Raw genomic sequence first — 21,311 nt, 5'->3', positions numbered from 1 at the left:
GCGGCGCAACTGTAAGCGGATGTTTCCGCCGCGGCGTTCGGCAACATTTGCTGGCCGATGCGGCGCCCGCGGCGCCGGCGCCATGGCTACGGTGACGCTCGGCAGCACGCTGCTGCCGTCACCGGAGAACGCCATGTCGCTGTCCCGTCGCATCACTCCCTTGCTGCTGGCGCTGGCCGCCGGCGTCCTGGTCGCGCCCAGTGCACCGGCACGCGAACACACCCGCACGCGCACCGCCGGCGGCACCGACGGCGTCCGCCACGCCGCCGTGCAGGCCAGCGCCAGCGGCGCGCACGGCAGCGTGCAGCGCGCCCGCCAATGGCAGGCCGACGGCCAGGGCAACGCCAGCTCGCGCAGCGCCGCTACCCGCACGACCGCCGCCGGCGGCAGCGCCACGCGCCAAGGCAGCGCCGAGCGCAACGCCGACGGCAGCGCCAGCCGCCAGGGCAGTGCCAGCGTCCAGCGCGCCGACGGCGCCAGCGCGAGCAGCAGTGGCAGCCTGGCCCGGGCCGCCGACGGCACGCTCAGCGGCAGCCGCCAGAGCACCGTCGATGGCACGCAGGGCAGCTACCAGGGCAGCACCAGCGTGCAGGACGGCAGTGTCGTCCACACCGGGACCTGCACCGATGCCAGCGGCGCGGTGGTGCCGTGCCGGCCCTAAGCGAGGTGGCGGTGTCGGGGTCGTCCGGGGGCGCCAACGCCCGTGTTTGCGGCCGGCTTCACGACCCCGTCACGGCCGCGAACGGCCGCCGCGGCGGGACCGGAATCGGCCGTCGGCGGCAAACCGTTGCCAGGCTTAGGTTTTCGTAATTCCACCCATATTTAGCGTTGACGTTGCCGACCGACCCCACTATCTTGGGGTGGTCGGTTCCGGCGGCCCCAAGCCGCGGGATCAAAAGGGAAGCCGGTGCGGCGTGCCAACGCCAACTCCGGCGCTGCCCCGCAGCGGTAATTGGGAACGAACCCGTCATCCGCACTGAGGCGCCCGCCTTGGGAAGCGACGGGCTAGGAACCGGCCACGGCCGTTGCCCATCAGCCCGAAGACCTGCCGACAGCCGCGCGAAGCACACCGCGCGGCGCCGACCGCGCGCTCTCCGGGGGGAGAGGGTCGGTGCAGCGTTGACCGCCCGCAGGCCCGGTGCCTGCGCCGTTTGCAGTCTTCGCGACACCGCCTGCCCACCTGCGAACCCGGTCGGACCGCTGCCTGCGAGGGTCGGGCGGCCGCGTGCACCACGCTTGGAGACCTTCATGAGCCAGACCCACAGCCTGCCGGCCACCGCGTCCGTCGACGCCGCCGTCGACCCCACGACCGCTGCCGCCACTGCCCAGCCGGAGCCGACGGCCAGCAGCGAGCCGAGCAACGACCAGCGCGCCGTGACCTGGATCGTCAAGGACGGCGGCAACCGCCGCATGGCCTTCGACCGCTCGCGCCTGCAGCGCACCCTGGACCGGATCCACGCCGAGTTCCCGCAGCTGGACGTGAGCGACTACGAGCGCAAGGCCTTCGCCTTCATCGAGAAGAAGGAAAGCCTGTCGGCCGACGACATGGTCGACTACCTGATCCGCGAGGCCGAGTCGCGCGTGGACATCGCCACGCCGGAGTGGGAGTACTTCGCCGCGCGCCTGTACCTGGACCGCCTGTACAAGCGCGCCAGCAAGAACCGTTTCTACGATGCCGGCGAGAAGTACGGCTCCTACGTCGGCCTGCAGGAAAGCCTGGCCGACCGCGGCGTGTACTCGATCGACATCCTCAAGAACTACTCCAAGGACGAACTGGCCGAAGCCGGCCGCATGATCGATCCGGAGCGCGACAAGCTGTTCGCCTACAACGGCCTGTACCTGCTGGCCACGCGTTACCTGGCCACCGACAACTCGCGCAAGGTCTACGAACTGCCGCAGGAGCGCTGGCTGACCATCGCCCTGTACCTGATGCAGGACGAGAAGCCGCGCGAGCGCCGCATGCAGCTGGTCGGCGAGGCCTACTGGGCCCTGTCCAACCTGTACATGACCGTGGCCACGCCGACCCTGGCCAACGCCGGCAAGATCGGCGGGCAGCTGTCGAGCTGCTTCATCGACACCGTCGACGACAGCCTGCAGGGCATCTACGACTCCAACACCGACGTGGCGCGCGTGTCCAAGCACGGCGGCGGCGTCGGCGCCTACCTGGGCTACGTGCGTTCCTCCGGTTCGGCGATCCGCGGCGTGAAGAACTCCAGCGGCGGCGTGGTGCCGTGGATCAAGCAGCTCAACAACACCGCCGTGTCGGTGGACCAGCTCGGCCAGCGCAAGGGCGCCATCGCCGTGTACCTGGACATCTGGCACCGCGACATCGAGGCGTTCCTGGACCTGCGCCTGAACAACGGCGACCAGCGCCTGCGCGCGCACGACGTGTTCACCGCGGTGTGCGTGCCGGACATCTTCATGGAAGCGGTGGAGCGCCGCGGCGAGTGGTACCTGTTCGACCCGCACGAGGTGAAGGAGGTCAAGGGCTGGTATCTGCAGGACTTCTTCGACGAGAAGCGCGGCGAAGGCAGCTTCCGCGCCCGCTACGAGGAAGTGGTGGCCGACGAGCGCATCGGCCGCAAGGTGGTCAAGGCCATCGACATGTTCAAACGGATCATGGTCAGCCAGTTGGAGACCGGCAACCCGTTCATGTTCTATCGCGACGAAGTCAATCGCATGAACCCGAACAAGCACCAGGGCATGGTGTATTCCAGCAACCTGTGCACCGAGATCCTGCAGAACATGAGCCCGACGCGGGTCATCCAGGAGATGATCAGCGGCGACCAGATCGTCACCACCAAGCAGGCCGGCGACTTCGTCGTGTGCAACCTGTCCTCGGTGAACCTGGGCCGCGCGGTTACCGCGCAGCCGGACCTGCTGTCGCCGGACATCCTGGAGCGGCTGATCCGCGTCCAGGTGCGCATGCTCGATAACGTCATCGACCTCAACGAGCTGCCGGTGCCGCAGGCCACCATCACCAACCAGAAGTACCGCGCGATCGGCCTGGGCACCTTCGGCTGGCACCACCTGCTGGCGCAGAAGGGCATCGACTGGAATTCGCCGGACGCCGAGGCGTACAGCGATTCGCTGTACGAGCGCATCAACTACCTGACCATCCAGGCGAGCCTGGCGCTGGCCAAGGAGAAGGGCGCGTACAAGGTGTTCAAGGGCAGCGACTGGCAGAACGGCGAGTACTTCACCAAGCGCGGCTACGACAGCGCGCAGTGGCAGGAACTGGCCGCGCAGGTGAGCGTGCACGGCGTGCGCAACGCCTGGATGGTGGCGGTGGCGCCGAACATGAGCACCGCGCAGATCGCCGGCTCCACCGCCTCGATCGACCCCATCTACAGCGCGTTCTACTACGAAGAGAAGAAGGACTTCCGCCGTCCGGTGGTGGCGCCGGGGCTGACCGTGGACACCTATCCGTACTACGAGAAGGGCGCCTACAAGGTCGACCAGTTCGCCAGCGTGCGCCAGAACGCGCGCCGTCAGCGCCACGTCGACCAGTCGATCAGCTTCAACTTCTACGTGCCCAGCGGCATCCGCGCCAGCACCCTGCTGGACCTGCACATGACCGCGTGGAAGGAAGGCCTGAAGACCACGTACTACGTGCGTTCCAACGACATCGACATCAGCGAGTGCGAGTGGTGCTCGAGCTGATCGCCGGCGTTTGACGCCCGCGCCGCGCGGCAGGCCGGTCCTGCCGCGCGCGTCCCGTATTCCCGCGCCGCCCGCCGGCGCCGTTCACCCGACTACCGAAGCACATCCATGGCCATCGCGCTCGACCGCATCAAGATCCTCGAACCGCTGCACCCCAACCGTTCCACCGGCATCATCAACGGCACCACCAGCGGCATCCTCAACTGGAACGACATCCCGTACCCGTCCTTCTACCGGGCGTACAAGGAGCTGTCGACCAACTTCTGGATCCCCGACGAAGTGGACATGAAGGGCGATGCCAAGCAGTACGGGGAGCTGTCGGCGCGCGAGAAGAACGCCTACGACTCGATCATCGGCCTGCTGGCCACGCTGGATTCGCCGCAGACGCGCTTCATCTACAACGTCGCCGAATACATCACCGACCCGGCCGCGCACGCCAACGCCGCGATCATCGGCCAGCAGGAAGTGATCCACAACGAGAGCTACTCGTACGTGCTGGCCTCGATCGCCGGCCTGGCCGACCAGAACCGCGTGTTCGAGATCGCGCGCACGCATCCGACCATCATCGCGCGCAACCAGCCGATCATGCAGGCCTACGACGACTTCATGCGCGAGAAGACCGCAGAGACCCTGCTGCGCTCGCTGATCCAGTCCTCGATCCTGGAAGGCATCAACTTCTATTCCGGCTTCGCGTATTTCTACAACCTGGTCCGGCAGAACCGCATGACCGGTACCGGCAAGATCATCAGCTTCATCAACCGCGACGAGCTGGCCCACACCAAGTTCATCAGCGAGCTGATCCGCGCCATCATCGGCGAGAACGCCGAGCTGCAGACCAACGAGCTGACCGACTACGTGCACCAGGCCTTCGAACACGCGATCCGCCTGGAGACCGAGTGGTCCTCGGAAGTGCTCGACGGCATCGAGGGCATCGACGTGGACGAGATGATCCAGTACGTGAAGTACCGCGCCAACAAGATGTCCGGCATGCTCGGCATCGAGAAGCTGTACAGCGGCGCCAGCGACAACGTGATGCCGTGGATCAAGGCCTACGCCGACAACTTCACCGAGACCAAGACCGACTTCTTCGAGATGCGCAACGCCAGCTACAAGAAGACCAACTCGGACAACGGCTTCGACGATCTGTGAAGGGCCGGGATTGGGGATGATCAGCCGTTCGGCTGCTGAAAAGCCAGGCATTCGGGATTGGTGAAGCACCGCCATCCTGCTCTGACGAATCCCGAATCCCCACTCCCGAATCCCTGCCCCATGCGTATCCTGCTCGCCTACGCTTCGCTCAGCGGCAATACCCGCGACGTCGCCCGCCGCGTGCATGCGCAGTGCGAGGCGGCCGGGCACGCGGTCACCTGGATCCACACCGATCTGCAGACGCTGCAGGGCGCGCTCGGCGACGCCGCGCGTGCGGCGGACTTCGACCTGCATCTGCTCGGCAGTTGGAGCGACAACGCCGGGCGCACGCCGGCGGAGATGAAGCGCTATATCGCCGAGTTGGTCGAGGCGACAGGCAAGACGATCGAAGTGGCGGCGTTCGGCACCGGCGAGACGCAGTGGGGGCTGGAGTACTACTGCGGGGCGGTCAAGCGCATCGCGCGGTTCTTCGAGAGTGTTTATCCATTGCTGGAGATCGAGCAGATGCCGCACGGCGACCGCGACAACGCGGCCATCGACGCGTGGTGCGCGCAGGTGCTGGCGTTGTGCGCGGCGCGCGCGTCGTTGGCAGGCGATGTGCCGGTGGCCGCTGCCGAGTCCGCTCCCGCGGGCGCGGCTGGCTTCGCTGCGAGGGTGTTGCCGTTGCATGGCAGCGGCTGACGCCGTCGTCGTTCATCTGTTTTCCTGGCATCGCCGGCGTCCCCATCGCACGCCGGGCTTCTTCCGACATCAGACAAGGTTTCGTTCCATGCTCACCACCATCACCGTTTCCAGTGCCGAACAGTTCGCCGATGCCCTCGCCGCGCATCCGCGCGTGCTGGCCGATTTCAACAAGGACAACTGCCCGGGCTGCCGCATGCTCGACAAGTCGCTGGAGCGTTTCGCCGAGGGCGAGAGCGCGCAAGGCGTGACCCTGCTCAAGGTGAAGATGGAAGACGTGGGCGAGGAGTTCTTCCGCGCCCAGGGCCTGCGCCAGACGCCGACCCTGATGCTGTTCCGCCAGGGCGAGGAAGTGGCGCGGGTGCCCGGCTTCGTGCCGCCGGCCAAGATCGACGAAGCGGTGCGCACGCATCTGGGTTGAGCGCGCCGCGTTCCTCGTATCTCGTAGGAGCGGCTTCAGCCGCGACGGGCTTCACCGATAGAGCTTATCGCTGCCAAAGCTCACTCTTGCGGTTGTGCTTGTCCGACGCGTAAATCAAGCAGCAACATCAACATCAACAGCAACGGCTTTCGCCTTGCGGCGAGTTACTTTGATCAGCCTTCGGCTGCTGAGAAGCACTTCTTTGCTTATGCAAAGAAAAGTAACCAAAAGAAGCGCTTTACCACAGCCGAAGGCTGGTCAAGCACACCCTGCCTCGCGCCCTCCGCGCTAACGCGCTACGGGTCCGCGTCCATCCCGGGGATCCGCGGAAGGGGCATCCTGTCCCTGCCGCGGACGGCGCACGTCCCTGTGCGCCGCCCCTTCGGGGTTTTTCCCCGTGCTGGCCGCCGCTTCGGAAGGGAACCCGGTAAGTCAAAAGCCGAAGCAACAGCAACGACAACGGCAACAGCAACGGCCGAAGCGACGGCCGCTGCAACGCCCGCTCGCGTCATTGCAGTGTCCGCCAGCGAAGGCGCTGCGCTTGGTGGCCCATGTCGGTTGTCGATCGTGGTGGACACGCAACGACGCTGGTTTCCGCAGCAGCGGCAGGTGGGGTTCGCGCGTGGCGGGACGACTCTTATCGGGGCTTGCGGTACGTTAGCTGGGTGCACTGTGGGAGGGACTTCAGTCCCGACGCCTTACGCGGTTGGGTACCCGCACGCGCCGTTCGTCGCGGCTGCTCGACAGTTGATTCCTACAGGCGCGCCCAGAAGCGTGCAGCGATGCCCCTACCCACGCCTGCCCGCCGCATGCCCCTGCGCCAACTGCCACAGGTGGCGCACGATCGGCATCGCCTGCGCGGTGGCCGGCAGCGCGGCCAAGGCCAGGCGCGCCATCGGCACGCGGCCGTCGATGTCCAGGTAGCGCACGCCGGGCAACTGCACCTGCGCGGTCGAGGCGGGAACCACCGACACGCCCAGTTCGGCGGCCACCAGGTTGACGATGGACGACATCTGCGGCGCTTCCTGTTCGATCTTCAGTTCGAAGCCGGCCTGGCGGCAGGCATCGAGGATCTCGTCGTACAGGCTGGTGCCGAAGCTGCGCGGGAACAGGATGAACGGTTCGCCGGCCAGCGCCGACAGCGGCGCGCGGCGGCGCTTGGCCAGGCGGTGCGCCGCCGGTACCGCGATCTTCATCGGTTCGTCGGGCAGCTTGAGCAACTGCAGTTCCGAGGGCGTGGCTACGCTGTAGCGAATGAAGGCCGCATCCAGCCGTCCCTGCAGCAGCGCGGCGAGCAGGCCGGCGGTGTTGGTCTCTTCCAGCGCCAGCGTCACCGCCGGCCAGCCGCGGCGGAAGCCGCGCACCAGGGTCGGCACGATCGGGTTGAACGCCGCCGAGGCGGTGAAGCCGAGCCGCAGCACGCCGCTCTCGCCGCGTGCGGCGCGGCGTGCGGCGTCGCCGGCGCGTTCCAGGTCGGCAAGGACGCGTCGTGCTTCGGTGCGAAAGGCGCGGCCGGCATCGGTCAGCTCGGCGCCGCGCGGCGTGCGCACGAACAGCGGCGTGCCCAGTTCCTCCTCCAGTGCGCGGATCTGCTGGCTCAGCGGCGGTTGCTGGATGCCCAGTTGCGCCGCGGCGCGGGTGAAGTGCCCGGCCTCGGCCACGGCCAGGAAATAGCGCAGGTGGCGCAGTTCCATGTCATATCCAGAGCATATGGAGAGTGGGTCGATCATATATTGGACGCCGGGTGGCGGCAGGCGAATACTGGCCATCCGTCTCCCGCCGCGACCCACACCGTGAACGCCTCCAGCCAATGCCCGCCGGTGCACGCCGTGGACGATGCGCCGCTGTTGCGCATCCGCCTGGCGCTGTTCCTGGCCGGCTTCGCCACCTTCTCGCTGCTGTACAGCGTGCAGCCGCTGCTGCCCGCGTTCGCCCGCGAGTTCGGCCTCAGCGCGGCGGCCAGCTCGCTGCCGCTGTCGCTGGCCACAGGCGGCCTGGCGATCGCGATCTTCTGCGCCGGCGCAGTGTCGGAAACGCTGGGCCGGCGCGGGCTGATGTTCGTGTCGATCGCGTTGGCGGCGCTGCTCAACCTGCTCGCCTCCTACCTGCCGCACTGGGGCGCGCTGGTGGTGGTGCGCGCGCTGTCCGGCATCGCCCTGGGCGGCGTGCCGGCGGTGGCGATGGTGTACCTGGCCGAGGAACTGCCGGCGAGCCGGCTCGGCGCGGCGACCGGGCTGTACGTGGCCGGCAATGCGTTCGGCGGCATGGTCGGTCGCATCGGCATGAGCATGCTCACCGACCACTTCGACTGGCGCACCGCGCTGGCTACGCTGAGCGCGGTGGATCTGCTGGCTGCGGTCGGCTTCGTGTGGCTGCTGCCGCCGTCGCGGCACTTCGTGCGCCGCCAGGGAGTGAACCTGCGCTTCCACCTGCGCGCCTGGGGCGGGCATCTGCGCGATCGCCACCTGCCGTGGCTGTTCGCGATCCCGTTCCTGGCGATGGGCGTGTTCGTCAGCGTCTACAACTACGCCGGCTTCCGCCTGGGCGGGCCGGAATTCGGGCTGAGCCAGAGCCAGCTCGGCATGATCTTCAGCGCCTACGTGTTCGGCATCGTGTCGTCCTCGGTCGCCGGCGCCGCCTCGGACCGGTTCGGTCGCGGCCCGGTGGTGCTGGCCGGCATCGCCACCGCGGCGCTGGGCGTGGCGCTGACCCTGGCGCATGCGCTGGTGCCGGTCATCGCCGGCATCGTGCTGCTGACCATCGGCTTCTTCGTCGCGCATTCGGCGGCCAGCGCCTGGGTCGGGCGCCTGGGCGGGCAGTTCAAGGGCCATGCCGCCTCGCTGTACCTGCTGGCGTACTACGCCGGTGCCAGCGTGATCGGCTCGCTCAGCGGTGCGGCGTGGCAGCACGGCGGCTGGAACGCACTGGTCGCCTGCTGCCTGGTGTTGCTGGGCATCGGCCTGGTCGCCGCGCAGGTGCTGCGCCGCGGCGCCGACGACAGCCGCCCCTACGGCCGCTTCGGGCCGCATCCGCCGCGCGGCGAGTGAACCGCGCTGCCGTCATCCAACGAGGGTTCCGCAATGCAGATCGACCATCTCGACCATCTGGTCCTCACCGTCGCCGACATCGAGGCGACCTGCGCGTTCTATGCGCGGGTGCTGGGCATGCGCGTGGTGACCTTCGGCGAAGGCCGCAAGGCGCTGGCGTTCGGCGAGCAGAAGATCAACCTTCATCGGCATGGCCACGAGTTCGACCCGAAGGCGCGGGTGCCGACGCCGGGCTCGGCCGATCTGTGCTTTCTCACCGCCACGCCGCTGGCGCAGGTGGCCGAGGAACTGCGCGCTGCCGCCGTGCCGATCGAGGACGGGCCGGTGCAACGCACCGGCGCCCGCGGACCGATCCTGTCGCTGTACTTCCGCGATCCGGACGGCAACCTGATCGAGGTCGCCAACCCGTTGTGAACAGGGGCGCCGCCGCGGCAGCGCCCGTGGCGTTCGGTCACTCCGTGTAGCTCACCGACAGGGTCACGTTGGCGTAGCCGCCGCTGCCGCCGACCAGGCGGAAGAAGTAGCTGCCGGTCGCCGGCAGCGCCATCTGCACGTTCTGCGTGGTGCCGTTGCGCACCGAGCTGTAGTCGGCATCGCTGCCGTCGGCGCTGGGTGCGCGCACCGCACGTACGTACAGCCGCAGCTGGCCGCTACCGCCCAAGGTGCGCAGTTGCAGGTTGCGTGCGTTGGCCGGGACATCCAGGCGGTACAGCGGCCCCTGGCCCGTAGCGGCGGACAGCCGGCTCTGCGTGCCGCGCGCGATGGTCGTGGCGGTGGCTTCCTCGCCGCCGCCGCTGGCGCCTGCAGCGCGCGCGACCGCCTTGCCGGCATTGAGGATGCCGGCGCCGATGCGCAGCGTCGGCTTCACCGGGAACACGTTGGAGGTCTGGGTCAGGATGTCGCGCATCTGCGCGGTCGTCGGCACCGGCCGGCCGGCGTTGATCGCCGCGCTGATCGCCAGGGCGACCACGCCGGCCACGTGCGGAGAGGCCATGGACGTGCCCGCGTAGCCGGCGTAGGCCGGCTGGTCCGGACCATGGGTGCCGTTGTTGAGGGTGGACCAGACCAGGCCGGTGCGCACCGATCCCGCACCGCTGGATGCATCGTTGGCGTACACGCCGCCGCCGGGCGCGGACAGGGTGATGGTATTGCCGAAGTTGGAATAGTAGGCGCGACCGCCGGTGATGCCGGTGGCGGCGACGTTGATGACGCCCGGGCAACTGGCCGGCGAATAGCCCCCGGCGTCGGCGTTGTCGTTGCCTGCGGCCACCACCACCACGCTGCCGCGCGCGATGGCACTGGCGATGGCATTGGCGGTGACCGAATCCTGCGCGCAGGCGCCGCCGCCGCCCAGGCTCATGTTGATCACCTCGGCGGGGTTGGCATTGTCGGGCACGCCGTCGACGTGGCCGCCCGAGGCCCACACGATGGCATCGGCGATATCGGCGGTGGTGCCGCCGCAATGGCCGAGCGCGCGGATCGGCAGGATCTTCGCGTCCGGCGCGATCCCGGCCATGCCGATGCCGTTGTTGGTGCGCATGGCGATAGTGCCGGCGACGTGGGTGCCGTGCCAGGAACTGTCGGTCTGTTCCTGCGGTTGCGCACAGCCGCCGTTGGCGACCAGGTACTTGTCGTCGGTGGTCCAGTCGCCGGTGTCCCAGCCGCCCGCGACGCGTCCGTTGCTGGCGCGGCCGGACATCAGCGCATCGCTGATGAAGTCGTAGCCGGCGCTGGCCAGCGAGGTGTCCAGGTCCGGATGCGCGGTGATGCCGGTATCGATCACCGCCACCACCACGCCCTGGCCGGTGCCGTACTGCCAGGCCGGCAACAGATCGATGCCGCCACGGTTGGGATAGCCGGTGGTCTCCGGCGCCAACGTTTCCAGGTGGCCATCGGGCGTGCGCAGGTGCCACTGCACGGCGTAGCCGGGATCGTTCGGTGCGCTTGCCGCGCTGGCCGTGGCCTGCGCGGCGCTGCGTACCGGCTTGAGCACCAGGTTGGGCTCCACGTGCGCGATTGCGGGGTCGGCCTTCAGGCTGGCGATCAGCGTCTGCAACTGCGATGGCGTCAGCGCGCGGCTGGGCCGCACCAGGTCGGCGCCGATGGCGAGGCGACGCACCCGGTTCAAGGCCGGGGCGGTCTGCCGGTAGGTGCTGGTCCAGGTGCTGGCGGTGCTGCGCGCGGCCATGATCTGGTTCAGCGTGGCGCTGGCGGCGCGCGTGTCGCGGACGGCGCTGCTGCCGTCGCGATAGGTCACGATCAGGCCGTCGTAGACGGTGGATTGCCCGGGCGCGGCCTGGGCCAGGACCGAGAAGCGCGGGGCGGTCTGCGCCTGCGCGGTGCCGGCGAGGGCCAGGCCCAGCGACAGGGCGAGCAGGTTGCGGGAAAGCGGGATGGCATGGGTCATGGCGGTGTCTCTGCGAAGATCGACGAAGGCGTGGAAATCAAGGAAGGGCGGCACCTACGGTCGTGTCACCAGCTGAAGCCGGCACCGGCGGACACGCTCTTCTCGCTGCCGGAGAAGGCGCCGCCGAGCGAGACGCTGGCGCGGTTGCCGATCGCGCGCTGGTAGCCCACCGCCAGCGCGCTTTCGCCGCCCTGCGAGCCGACGCCGACGCCGATGCGGTTGGCCCCGGCCAGGCCGGAGGTGTTCACCGCCATGCCGGCATAGGCGGCGCTGACCGCGCCCATCCGGTCGATGCGCCGGTCCAGGTGCTGGAAGCGCTGGTCGGTGTCGGTGCGCAGCTTGGTCAGGTTGTCGTCCCAGCCGGCCATGCGGCTGTCGGTGTAGGCGTTGGCGCTGCTAAGCGTGGCGCTGTCGCCGGCCTGCATCTGCGCGACGTTGACCGCATCGGTGGCCGCGCTGCCGGCGGCGACGTTGCTGATCTGGCGTTCGTTGCCGGCGCTGCCGACCGAGACGGTATTGGCGCGCGTGGCGGAGGAGCCGCGGCCGATCGCCACGGCATTGTTCGCCGAGACCGACGCGCCCTGGCCGACGGAGGTGCCGGAGGCGGCCGTGACCGTGGCGCTTTCGCCGACCGCCACCGCGTTGGTGGCATTGGCGCTGATGCTGGCGTTGGCGCCGACCGCGGTACTGCCGTCGGCGTTGACCTGCGCGTTGCCGCCCAGCGCCGTGTCGTTGGGGCCGTAGGCCAGCGCGTTGGAGCCGATTGCCGTGCCGTTCTGGCCGTTGGCGGTGGCCTGCGCCCCCACTGCCACGGCATTGGTGCCGGCGCCGACGCTGGGGCCGCCAGTGTCGCCGCCGCCCACCGCCACGCCGCCGGCGCCACTGCCGACCCGGGTGTCCAGCGCCGACAGTGCGCCATCCAGCGCCGACAGCGCCGAGCCGACCGTGCCGTAGCTGCGGCCCTGGATCAGGTAGCTGCCGCCGCTGAAGCTGCCATCGCCGCCGACCGCGCTGCCGGCGCCGAGCGCGCTGGCGATGCTGCGCAACTGCAGCACGTTGACCGCGTCGGTGTCGGCGGTGCCCGCGGCGATGTAGGTGAGCTGGCGCAGCGCACCGTCGTTGCCGAAGGCGACCGCATTGTCGCGGTCGGCCATCGAACCGGCGCCGATGGCCACGCTGTTGGCGCCGGTGGCGGCGCTGTTGTAACCCAGCGCGACGCTGCCCGCGGTCAGTGCGGAGGCGCCGCTGCCGAGCGCGGTGGCGCCGGCGGCATTGGCGCTGGCGATGGCGCCGAAGGCGCTGGCGTCCTGCCCGTCGGCGAAGGAGCTGGCGCCCACCGCCAGCGCATTGGTGCTGGTCGCCAGCGCGGAGGCGCCCAGCGCCATGCTGTAGTCCGCGTCGGCATGGCTGTCGAAGCCCAGCGCGGTGCCGTAGTCGGACAGCGCCCAGGCGCCGGCGCCGATGGTGACCGCGCCCAGTCCGTTGGATTGCGCCGGCACGCCCGCATTGCTGGCGCCGATCGCCACGCTTTGCTGGCCGGCCGCCGAGGCGCTGTCGCCGATCGCGATGCCGCCGTCGCCGCTGGCGGTGGCGGTGTAGCCCATCGCCACGCCGAAGAAGCCGGAGGCGACGCTGTAGCCGCCGTTGGCGACGGCGCCGGTGCCGCTGGCATTGGCGGCATAGCCGAACGCGCTGGCCTGCTCGGCGCTGGCGCTGGACGAGGAGCCGCTGGCGGTGGCGTACTTGGCGCTGGCCGATGCGGTGGCACCCACTGCGGTGGCGCCGGAGCCACTGGCGCTGGTGTTCCAGCCCAGCGCGCTGGCACTGTCAGCGGTTGCGGTGGCGGCCGTGCCCAGGGCCAGGGAACCGAAGCCGGTACTCTGCGCGCCGGCCGAGTCGCCGTAGGTGCTGCCGAAGAAGCTGCCGCCGATCGCGATCGCCGAGGTGCCGCTGGCGACCGCGCCGTCGCCCATGGCGATGGCGGCGCTGTCGGAGGCGACGGTGTGGTGGCCGATCGCGATGGCGAAGGCGCCGGAGGCGTCTGCGCGTGCGCCCATCGCCACCGCGCGCAGGCCGGCGGCGCTGGCGTAGTCGCTGCCGTCGTTCAAGCCTTCGGCCAGGAAGTAGTGGGTGGTGTTCTGGGTGCCGGGCTGCACGTCCTGGGTGGTGGCGTCCTGCGGCGCCGCGTCGGCGTCGGCGCTGTCCGTCTCGGTGGGGGTGGCGTCGCCCTGCGGCGCCTGCGAGGGCGGCTGGGTCGCCGCGGTCGGTGCCGTGGCAGTGACCGCGAAAGCGCTCGAGGGCAGGCTCAGCGCGAGCAGCAACGCGGCGGTCAACAGACCGTCAGAGGCCTGCGGCAGGATGGACGAGGACGACGACAGCGGGCGCATGGCGGCGCGCAGGGCATTGGGCAGAAGAGGCATGGTCGATTCCGGGCTGGGGCCGGGAGCGTCGTCCCGACAACGAGTCAGGCCCGATTAAGGCCGCAAGCCCAGCCCCCTTCAATGCACGCAAATTCACGTCTCCCTCACGGTAGACTCACCGTCATGGGAGCCTGGGTGAGATGGGGTGCGCACTCTGCGCCGGTCGCGCTTGCCGCGCGGCTGTGGCGGCGCCTCTCGCTGTGGCTGCGCCGGGTGCCGATCGCCGATCCGCTCGACCGGCGCAACGCGCCCGCGCTGCAGGTGCTGTTCGTGTTCCTGGGCAGCGAGATCCCGCTCAACAAGCTCTACCACCTGCTGACCGCGCCGCGCATCGAGATGAGCACGATGCAGCTGGCGGTGGACGTGGGCACCGATGCGGCGATCGCCGCCGCGGCCTGGGGCGGGGTCTGGATGATCCGCCGCGGCCTGCTCAAACAGGCCGCCGCCGCGTTCATCGCGGTGGTGCTGTGCTCGGCGGTCGCCGCCAACCTGGCGTTCGGCTATCAGCTGCAGGCCTTCGATCCGTACCCGATGATGATGCTGACCCTGGCCGCGCTGGTGATCGGGCGCCGCGCGCTGTGGCTGGTGTACCTGTGCATCCCACTGATCTTCTGGCTGGGCATGGAAAGCCCCTGGGGCCAGGACCCGCGCGGCACCCGCAGCCCGTTCCAGAACCTGCCCTCGCTGGCGCTGAGCTACCTGATGATCACCCTGGTGCTGGATCGCACCGTCGCCGCGCTGCGCGAGAGCCTGTGGCGTGCGCGGCGCAGCGCCGCGCGCCTGCGCGTGGAGATGCGCGAACGCACCCTGGCGCAGCAACGCCTGCTGCATCTGCAGAAGATCGAGCTGGTGGAGCAGCTGGCCAGCGGCGTGTCGCACGACTTCAACAACATCCTCAGTGCGATCCTCGGCTACACCGAGCAACGCCATTGCGTGCACGAACTGGACTATCACCCGCCGCGCGATGCGCTGGTGCTGGCCGATGCACTGGAAGGCGTGGCCCTGGCCGCGCATCGCGGCGTGGCGGTCAGCCGCAAGCTGCTCAGCTTCAGTCGCCGCGAGGCGAGCGTGCCCGAGCGCTTCGATGCCGGCGAAGCGCTGCGCAGCCTGCAGCCGATGCTGCGACAACTGTTCGGTGCCGCGGTACAGGTGCGTCTGGATCTGGCCACCGAAGCGGCGCCGGTGTTCCTGGATCGCAGCCGCTTCGATCTGGCGCTGCTCAACTTCGCCGCCAACGCGCGCGATGCGATGCCCGGCGGCGGCTGCTTTTCGCTGCAACTGCGCCGCGATGGCGAGGCCGTCGCCATCGCCATCGCCGATACTGGCGTGGGCATGAGCGAGGCCGTGCAACGGCAGATCTTCGAGCCGTTCTTCACCACCAAGCCGGCCGGGCAGGGCACCGGGCTGGGCCTGGCGGTGGCGTTCGAGATGGCGCAACAGGCGCATGGCAGCCTGCAGGTGCGCAGCGCGCCCGGCGCCGGCACCTGCTTCGTGCTGCGCCTGCCGCTGGCCGGGCTCAGCGCTCCTGCGGCATGAGCAGATAGCCTTCGCCGCGCACCGCGCGCAATGGCAGCGCGCTGCCGGTGCGCTCCTGCACTTTCTGCCGCAGCCGATGCAACAACGCGTCCAGCCGGTGCGGATCGATCTCCAGCCCGGCATTGCCGCCGAGCATGCCGACCAACGCATCGCGGCTGACCAGGCGCCCGCGCGCCTGCCACAGGCTCTGCAGCACCTTGCGTTCGGACGCGGTCAACGGCACCGCCTGCCCGTCCGGCGCGAACAGGCACCAGCCGTCGTCCTGCAGTTGCCATTCCTCGCTGGCCGGCGCGCTCGGCCGCAGCATGCGCCGGGCCACGCTGAACAAGGTGGCGGCGAGGATCTCGATCTGCACCGGCTTGATCAGGTACGCATCCGCACCCTGGACCAGCCCGCGCACCAGATCCGGCTGCTCGCCGCGGCCGCTGAGGATGACGATGCCCATGCCGGGGCGGCGTTCCTGCAGTTGCTGGGTCAGGGTGAAGCCATCGCTGTCGGGCAAGCCGATGTCGAGCACGATCAGATCGAAACGCTGCGCCTCCAGCGCCGCCCACAGCGCCTGCGCGGTGCGCAGCGGCGTGACCTCGAAGCCGTGCCGCTGCAGGCCCGGCAGCAACACGCGGTCGCGCAGCACATCGTCGTCCTCCAGCAACGCCACCCGCAGTGGGGCGTTGGCGGCAGCGGCGAGCGGGGACGGGGTGGGATCGGAAACGCGGCTCACGAGACGGAATCGGCGAAGGGATGGCATTCCTCACGGAGGCGGCGTGCGGCCAGCAGGGTGCAGTGAACGCCGAGCATCCTGCCGCGCCCTGGACAGTAGCCAGTTTCCAGCGGGCTTTCAATGCGCGCGGCAACGCTTCAGCGGCCGTGGCGGCCAGGGCTTGCGTTGCTGCCGCCCACCCCCTAGATAGGAAGCCGACACGCCATCGTCGCGTGCGCCTCCACCACCTCCGGGACCTTCACGATGTCGCAGTTGCTGCAGGATCACGCCGCGTCCGCACCGCCGGCGGCGTCCGCGCTGGAAGCGTTCGTCGACCGCCATCGGCGCCTGTTCGTGCTGACCGGTGCCGGCTGCAGTACCGATTCGGGCATTCCCGACTACCGTGATGCCGCCGGCGACTGGAAGCGTGCGCAGCCGGTGACCTACCAGGCCTTCATGGGCGAACTGGCGACGCGGCAGCGCTACTGGGCGCGCAGCCTGCTCGGCTGGCCGCGCTTCGGCCATGCGCGGCCCAATGCCACCCATGCCGCGCTGGCGCAGCTGGAAGCGCGCGGCCAGGTCGAACTGCTGCTGACCCAGAACGTGGACGGCCTGCACCAGGCCGCCGGCAGCCGCGCCACCATCGACCTGCACGGGCGCCTGGACGTGGTGCGCTGCATGGGCTGCGAGCGGCGCATGCCGCGCGAGGCGTTCCAGCAGCACCTGCTGGAGCACAACCCGCAGTGGGCGACGCTGCAGGCCGCGCCGGCGCCGGACGGCGATGCCGACCTGGAGGGCGAGGATTTCGCCAGCTTCGTGGTGCCGCCCTGCGCGCACTGCGGCGGCGTGCTGAAGCCGGATGTGGTGTTCTTCGGCGAGAACGTGCCGCGCGAGCGCGTGGCCAGTGCCTTCGCGCATCTGCAGCGCGCCGACGCGGTGCTGGTGGTGGGCTCGTCGCTGATGGTCTATTCCGGCTTCCGCTTCGTGCAGGCCGCGGGCAAGGCCGGGCTGCCGATCGCCGCGGTCAACCTGGGCCGCACCCGCGGCGACGATCTGCTGAGCCTGAAAGTGGAGCAGTCGTGCGCGCAGGCGCTGGCGTTCCTGCTGCCGGCAGCGGTGTGCGTTCCGAATCCCGGCACGAACTGATCCATCGGCAGTGGTTGATCGCGTTGTGCGGCAGGAGTGCAATGGCCGCTTCCCGCGCTGCGCGCGGCGTCTCCATGGATCCGCATCGTGAGTCACTTGTTCTCGCCCCTCGCGCTGGGGCCGCTGTCGTTGTCCAACCGCATCGTGATCGCACCGATGTGCCAGTACTCCGCCGAGGACGGCCGTGCCAGCGACTGGCACACCCAGCATCTCGGGCAACTGGCGCAGTCCGGCGCCGGGCTGCTGATCCTGGAGGCGACCGCGGTGGAGCCGCGTGGGCGCATCAGCTACGCCGATCTGGGCCTATGGGACGACGCCACCGAGGCGGCGCTGGACACGGTGCTGCGCTCCGTGCGGCGCTGGTCGCCGATGCCGTTGGGCATCCAGCTCGCGCATGCCGGGCGCAAGGCGTCCACGCACAAGCCCTGGGACGGCGGCGGCGCGATCGCGCCCGAGCAGCCGAACGGCTGGCAGACCGTGGCGCCGTCGGCGCAGGCATTTGCCGCCGACGGCCCGCCGCCGCAGGCGCTGGACCTGGACGGCATCGACGCCATCGTCGAGGCGTTCGTGGCGTCGGCGCGGCGCGCCGAGCGACTCGGCTTCGAGCTGATCGAATTGCATGCCGCACACGGCTACCTGCTGCACCAGTTCCTGTCGCCGCTGAGCAATCAGCGCGCCGATGCCTATGGCGGCAGCCTGGAGAACCGCATGCGCCTGCTGCTGCGCGTGCATGCGGCGGTGCGCGCCGCGGTGGCGCCGAGCATCGCGGTGGGCGTGCGCATTTCCGCCACCGACTGGGTCGACGGCGGCTGGGATCTGGCGCAGAGCGAGGCGCTGGCGCAGGCATTGCAGGCGCAGGGCTGCGATTATCTGCACGTATCCAGCGGCGGGCTGGACCGGCGTCAGCGCATTCCGGTGGCGCCCGGCTACCAGGTGCCGCTGGCCGAGGCGCTGCACCGCGCGCTGCGCATGCCGGTGATCGCAGTGGGCCTGATCACCGAGCCGCAGCAGGCCGAGGCCATCCTGGCCGAGGACCGTGCCGATGCCATCGCGCTGGCCCGCGGCATCCTCTACGATCCGCGCTGGCCGTGGCACGCGGCCGCCGCGCTGGGCGCGCGGGTACGCCCGTCGCCGCAATACCTGCGTTGCGAGCCGCATGCGGCGCGCGGCGTGCTCGACGCCTGACCGGCGCGCCGCGCGCGCTGGTGGCGGCCTACATTTCGATTCCTTCATGGAGCCTGCAATGACGACGATTGGATTTCTCGGCCTGGGCACGATGGGCCAGCCGATCGCGCTCAACCTGCTGCGCGCCGGCCATGCGTTGACGGTATGGAACCGCAGCGCCGCGGCGGCGCAGCCCCTGCTTGAGGCCGGCGCGCAGCAGGCCGCGCAGCCGGCCGATGCGGTGCGCGGGCCGGTGCTGTTCTCGATGCTGGCCGACGACACCGCGGTGCGCGAAACCCTGCTCGATCGCGGCGCGCTGGACGCGCTCACCGCCGGCAGCGTGCACGTCAACATGGCCACGATCTCGGTGGTGCTGGCGCGCGAACTGCACGCGTTGCATGCCGAGCGCGGCGTCGCCTACCTGGCGATGCCGGTGCTGGGGCGGGTGGAGGTGGCCGCGGCCGGCCAGCTCAATTTGCTCGCCGCCGGCGACGCCGCGGCGCTGGCGCGGGTGCAGCCCTTGCTCGATGTCATCGGGCGCAAGACCTGGTACTTCGGCACCGCGCCGGAACAGGCCAACGCGGTCAAGCTGGCCGCCAACCTGTGCCTGGCCAGCGCCATCGGCACCATGGCCGAGGCGTCGGCACTGGTGCGCGGGCACGGCGTGGAAGCGGCCGATTTCCTCGACATGCTCACCAGCACCGTGTTCGCCGCACCGGCCTACCAGACCTACGGCGGCATGATCGCCGAACAGCGCTACAGCCCGGCCGGCTTCAAGGCCACGCTGGGCCTGAAGGACGTGCGCCTGGCCCTGAACGCCGGCGAGACCCGGCACGTGCCGATGCCGCTGGCGGCGGTGCTGCGCGATGCCTTCATCGAGGCGATCGCGCACGGCGACGGCGACCTCGACTGGGCGGCGCTGGCCAAGGTCGCCGCGCGCCGCGCCGGCCAGGTCTGAGCGATGCGGGACGATCTTCAGCGGACCTTGGCGGCGCATGCGGCACACTGCGTGCCCGCTTGAGCCTGGCGCGCGCTTGCCGCTAAGGTGCGGCGATTTGCTGGCGCATCACAGGAGGATGCCATGAGTCCGAATTCGTCCGATCCCGGCGACAGAGCCCCGATCCAGCCACCGCGCGCGGTGGTGCGCGAGCCCGTGCCCGGGCCCGATCACCCGGAGCATCCGGACCATCTCCTGTACGCGCAGATCCGCGAGGGCGTGCATGCGCTGGACGCCGCTTGTGGGCGCGCGCCGGACGCGATCAGCGAGCGCATGGTGGCGCGGCTGCTGCCGCTGGCCAAGGAATACGGTTTCGACCAGGTCGACCACGTGGTGCTCAGCCGCGAGATCGGCGACGTGGAGGATGGCGAGAACGTGTTCCTGGTGCGCGGCGACCTGGACGATCCGGCGCACCTGCGCGCGCACATCACCACCCACGAAGCGGTCGGCATGTCGGTGGAGGACTCGCTGGCGCGTCTGGAAAAGGTCAACCGCCGCCTGGCGCTGCGCCTGCGCCCGGAGTGAGCGCAGGCGAGTGAGCAGCGTCATGGGTGCGACGTCAGCTGCGACCGGATTTCAGGATAAGGATGCCTAAGCCCCTCTCCCCCCGGGAGAGGGGTCGGGGTGAGGGTACGGGGCGCGCAGCGCACGCGGAGTTCAAGTTGCACGAAGCTTCGCCCGTACCCTCATCCGCCCCTTCGGGGCACCTTCTCCCGGAGGGAGAAGGAAAAGCCGGCTGCGGCTGGATGGCGTGGCCTCTTCTCACCGTCCTGGTTGAGGCCGCGCCCACACTGCAGCACTGGCACCGTCAGGGACTGCACTGTGGGAGGGACTTCAGTCCCGACGTCGTGCAAGATCGGATGCACAGCGGACTTCGTCCGCCGTCGCTGCATGACAGTTGCCTCACCACGTTCCAGAGGCGGACTGTCCCGATTCCCGATTCCCGATTCCCGATTCCCGATTCCCGAATCCCGAATCCCGAATCCCGAATCCCGAATCCCCGCCTTTCCCCTATCATCGACAGATGCGCCACGACTACATCCTGACCCTGTCCTGCCCGGACCGTACCGGCATCGTCTTCCGCGTCAGCGGCCTGCTGTTCGAGCACGGCTGCAACATCCTCGATGCGCAGCAGTTCGGCGACGAGGAAAGCGGCCGCTTCTTCCTTCGGGTGCACTTCGACGTACCCGCCGACGGCATCGTCGCCGCGGTGAAGCTGCAGTTGGAGCCGCTGGCCGCCGACTACGCGATGGACTGGCAACTGCACGACGCGCGCCGCCGCGCGCGCCTGTTGGTGCTGGTCAGCAAGCAGGGCCACTGCCTCAACGATCTGCTGTTTCGCGCGCACAGCCGGCAGTTGCGGGTGGACATCGCCGCGGTGGCCTCCAACCATCCCGACTTCGCCGCGCTGGCCGGGTCCTACGGCGTGCCGTTCCACCACCTGCCGGTGAGTGCCGCCAACCGCGCCGAACAGGAGGCGCAGCTGCTGGCGCTGGTCGAACGCGAACGCATCGATCTGGTGGTGCTGGCCCGCTACATGCAGATCCTGTCGCCGACGCTGTGCGCGGCGCTGGCCGGACGCGCGATCAACATCCACCACAGCTTCCTGCCCAGCTTCAAGGGCGCGCAGCCGTACCACCAGGCGCACGCACGCGGGGTCAAGATCATCGGTGCCACCGCGCACTACGTCACCGGCGATCTGGACGAAGGCCCGATCATCGAGCAGGACGTGGCCCGCGTGGACCACGCCATGACCCCGCGCGAACTGGTGCGGCTGGGCAGCGACACCGAGTCGCAGGTGCTGGCCCGCGCCGTGCGCCGCCACGTCGAGCATCGCATCCTGCTCAACGGGCATCGCACGGTGGTATTTCGCTGAGGCGGGGAGTGGGGATTCGGGAATCGGGAATGGGGAGCAGCAACAGCAACAGCGGCTAAGCACCCGCTTGCCCTAATCCATGGTCGCGGCGCCGACCGTCTGCA

At 69.7% G+C, this 21,311-nt stretch carries 17 protein-coding genes and 1 riboswitch; of the genes, 13 read left to right on the top strand and 4 right to left on the bottom strand.

The window, feature by feature from the left end:
* Positions 1 to 133 precede the first annotated feature (133 nt).
* The 5 genes from CEK66_RS08950 to CEK66_RS08930 all read left to right on the top strand — a co-directional run bounded on the left by CEK66_RS08950 (position 134) and on the right by CEK66_RS08930 (position 5,914).
* Complete coding sequence (locus tag CEK66_RS08950; RefSeq protein WP_226978543.1) at positions 134 to 661, top strand: hypothetical protein; 528 nt, start codon at positions 134 to 136, stop codon at positions 659 to 661.
* Between the two features lie 187 nt (positions 662 to 848).
* A riboswitch (cobalamin riboswitch) is annotated at positions 849 to 1,068 on the top strand.
* Positions 1,069 to 1,248: 180 nt separating this feature from the next.
* Positions 1,249 to 3,663: a ribonucleoside-diphosphate reductase subunit alpha gene (locus tag CEK66_RS08945; RefSeq protein ID WP_010341219.1), complete on the top strand. Its 2,415-nt coding sequence runs from the start codon at positions 1,249 to 1,251 to the stop codon at positions 3,661 to 3,663.
* Positions 3,664 to 3,771: 108 nt separating this feature from the next.
* Positions 3,772 to 4,812, top strand: coding sequence for a ribonucleotide-diphosphate reductase subunit beta (locus CEK66_RS08940; protein ID WP_010340146.1), 1,041 nt, complete (start codon positions 3,772 to 3,774; stop codon positions 4,810 to 4,812).
* Between the two features lie 120 nt (positions 4,813 to 4,932).
* Positions 4,933 to 5,493, top strand: a complete 561-nt coding sequence (locus CEK66_RS08935; protein WP_152236672.1) for a flavodoxin — start codon at positions 4,933 to 4,935, stop codon at positions 5,491 to 5,493.
* Positions 5,494 to 5,581: 88 nt separating this feature from the next.
* Complete coding sequence (locus tag CEK66_RS08930) at positions 5,582 to 5,914, top strand: thioredoxin family protein (RefSeq protein ID WP_017911175.1); 333 nt, start codon at positions 5,582 to 5,584, stop codon at positions 5,912 to 5,914.
* Between the two features lie 788 nt (positions 5,915 to 6,702).
* Here the strand turns inward: CEK66_RS08930 and CEK66_RS08920 are convergent.
* The gene (locus tag CEK66_RS08920) at positions 6,703 to 7,608 is read right to left on the bottom strand and encodes a LysR family transcriptional regulator (RefSeq protein ID WP_152236671.1); all 906 of its coding nucleotides are present in this window, start codon (positions 7,606 to 7,608) and stop codon (positions 6,703 to 6,705) included.
* Between the two features lie 99 nt (positions 7,609 to 7,707).
* Between CEK66_RS08920 and CEK66_RS08915 the strand changes: the two genes are divergently transcribed.
* A complete protein-coding gene (locus CEK66_RS08915; RefSeq protein ID WP_152236670.1) occupies positions 7,708 to 8,961 on the top strand; it encodes an MFS transporter in 1,254 nt (417 codons plus the stop codon).
* Between the two features lie 33 nt (positions 8,962 to 8,994).
* Positions 8,995 to 9,375: a VOC family protein gene (locus CEK66_RS08910; RefSeq protein WP_152236669.1), complete on the top strand. Its 381-nt coding sequence runs from the start codon at positions 8,995 to 8,997 to the stop codon at positions 9,373 to 9,375.
* 37 nt (positions 9,376 to 9,412) lie between these two features.
* Here CEK66_RS08910 and CEK66_RS08905 read toward each other — a convergent pair whose 3' ends face one another.
* Both CEK66_RS08905 and CEK66_RS08900 read right to left on the bottom strand, forming a co-directional pair.
* Complete coding sequence (locus CEK66_RS08905) at positions 9,413 to 11,368, bottom strand: S8 family peptidase (RefSeq protein ID WP_152236668.1); 1,956 nt, start codon at positions 11,366 to 11,368, stop codon at positions 9,413 to 9,415.
* A 65-nt stretch (positions 11,369 to 11,433) separates the two neighbouring features.
* Positions 11,434 to 13,788 carry a YadA-like family protein gene (locus CEK66_RS08900; protein ID WP_152236667.1) on the bottom strand — a complete coding sequence of 785 codons (2,355 nt, stop codon included), beginning with the start codon at positions 13,786 to 13,788 and terminating at the stop codon, positions 11,434 to 11,436.
* A gap of 135 nt (positions 13,789 to 13,923) precedes the next feature.
* Between CEK66_RS08900 and CEK66_RS08895 the strand changes: the two genes are divergently transcribed.
* Positions 13,924 to 15,324, top strand: a complete 1,401-nt coding sequence (locus CEK66_RS08895; protein WP_053069678.1) for an ATP-binding protein — start codon at positions 13,924 to 13,926, stop codon at positions 15,322 to 15,324.
* Here the strand turns inward: CEK66_RS08895 and CEK66_RS08890 are convergent.
* A complete protein-coding gene (locus tag CEK66_RS08890; protein ID WP_152236666.1) occupies positions 15,305 to 16,045 on the bottom strand; it encodes a response regulator transcription factor in 741 nt (246 codons plus the stop codon). The genes CEK66_RS08895 and CEK66_RS08890 overlap by 20 nt on opposite strands.
* A gap of 243 nt (positions 16,046 to 16,288) precedes the next feature.
* Here CEK66_RS08890 and CEK66_RS08885 point away from each other — a divergent pair, with 243 nt between their 5' ends.
* The 5 genes from CEK66_RS08885 (at position 16,289) to purU (ending at position 21,207) form a co-directional block, all read left to right on the top strand.
* Positions 16,289 to 17,170 (top strand): NAD-dependent protein deacetylase, encoded by an 882-nt coding sequence (locus CEK66_RS08885; RefSeq protein WP_152236665.1) that lies wholly within the window; start codon positions 16,289 to 16,291, stop codon positions 17,168 to 17,170.
* 87 nt (positions 17,171 to 17,257) lie between these two features.
* On the top strand, positions 17,258 to 18,355 hold the full coding sequence (locus tag CEK66_RS08880) for an NADH:flavin oxidoreductase/NADH oxidase (protein WP_152236664.1): 1,098 nt from the start codon (positions 17,258 to 17,260) through the stop codon (positions 18,353 to 18,355).
* A gap of 58 nt (positions 18,356 to 18,413) precedes the next feature.
* Complete coding sequence (locus CEK66_RS08875) at positions 18,414 to 19,292, top strand: NAD(P)-dependent oxidoreductase (protein WP_152236663.1); 879 nt, start codon at positions 18,414 to 18,416, stop codon at positions 19,290 to 19,292.
* Between the two features lie 123 nt (positions 19,293 to 19,415).
* Positions 19,416 to 19,856 (top strand): XVIPCD domain-containing protein, encoded by a 441-nt coding sequence (locus CEK66_RS08870; RefSeq protein ID WP_017908683.1) that lies wholly within the window; start codon positions 19,416 to 19,418, stop codon positions 19,854 to 19,856.
* Positions 19,857 to 20,355: 499 nt separating this feature from the next.
* A complete protein-coding gene (gene purU / locus CEK66_RS08865) occupies positions 20,356 to 21,207 on the top strand; it encodes a formyltetrahydrofolate deformylase (RefSeq protein ID WP_152236662.1) in 852 nt (283 codons plus the stop codon).
* Positions 21,208 to 21,311: the final 104 nt, after the last annotated feature.

Source organism: Xanthomonas sp. LMG 12460, from assembly GCF_009192895.1.
Lineage (GTDB): Bacteria > Pseudomonadota > Gammaproteobacteria > Xanthomonadales > Xanthomonadaceae > Xanthomonas_A > Xanthomonas_A sontii.
This window is presented reverse-complemented; position numbering and strand designations above follow the sequence as displayed.

Excerpts from the sequence above, each read along its gene's own strand:
- CEK66_RS08920 (WP_152236671.1), bottom strand. The coding sequence starts at position 7,608 with ATGGAACTGCGCCACCTGCGCTATTTCCTGGCCGTGGCCGAGGCCGGG.
- CEK66_RS08905 (WP_152236668.1), bottom strand. The coding sequence starts at position 11,368 with ATGACCCATGCCATCCCGCTTTCCCGCAACCTGCTCGCCCTGTCGCTG.
- CEK66_RS08900 (WP_152236667.1), bottom strand. The coding sequence starts at position 13,788 with ATGCCTCTTCTGCCCAATGCCCTGCGCGCCGCCATGCGCCCGCTGTCG.
- CEK66_RS08945 (WP_010341219.1), top strand. The coding sequence starts at position 1,249 with ATGAGCCAGACCCACAGCCTGCCGGCCACCGCGTCCGTCGACGCCGCC.
- CEK66_RS08875 (WP_152236663.1), top strand. The coding sequence starts at position 18,414 with ATGACGACGATTGGATTTCTCGGCCTGGGCACGATGGGCCAGCCGATC.
- CEK66_RS08930 (WP_017911175.1), top strand. The coding sequence starts at position 5,582 with ATGCTCACCACCATCACCGTTTCCAGTGCCGAACAGTTCGCCGATGCC.
- CEK66_RS08910 (WP_152236669.1), top strand. The coding sequence starts at position 8,995 with ATGCAGATCGACCATCTCGACCATCTGGTCCTCACCGTCGCCGACATC.
- CEK66_RS08935 (WP_152236672.1), top strand. The coding sequence starts at position 4,933 with ATGCGTATCCTGCTCGCCTACGCTTCGCTCAGCGGCAATACCCGCGAC.
- CEK66_RS08870 (WP_017908683.1), top strand. The coding sequence starts at position 19,416 with ATGAGTCCGAATTCGTCCGATCCCGGCGACAGAGCCCCGATCCAGCCA.
- CEK66_RS08940 (WP_010340146.1), top strand. The coding sequence starts at position 3,772 with ATGGCCATCGCGCTCGACCGCATCAAGATCCTCGAACCGCTGCACCCC.
- purU (WP_152236662.1), top strand. The coding sequence starts at position 20,356 with ATGCGCCACGACTACATCCTGACCCTGTCCTGCCCGGACCGTACCGGC.
- CEK66_RS08950 (WP_226978543.1), top strand. The coding sequence starts at position 134 with ATGTCGCTGTCCCGTCGCATCACTCCCTTGCTGCTGGCGCTGGCCGCC.
- CEK66_RS08885 (WP_152236665.1), top strand. The coding sequence starts at position 16,289 with ATGTCGCAGTTGCTGCAGGATCACGCCGCGTCCGCACCGCCGGCGGCG.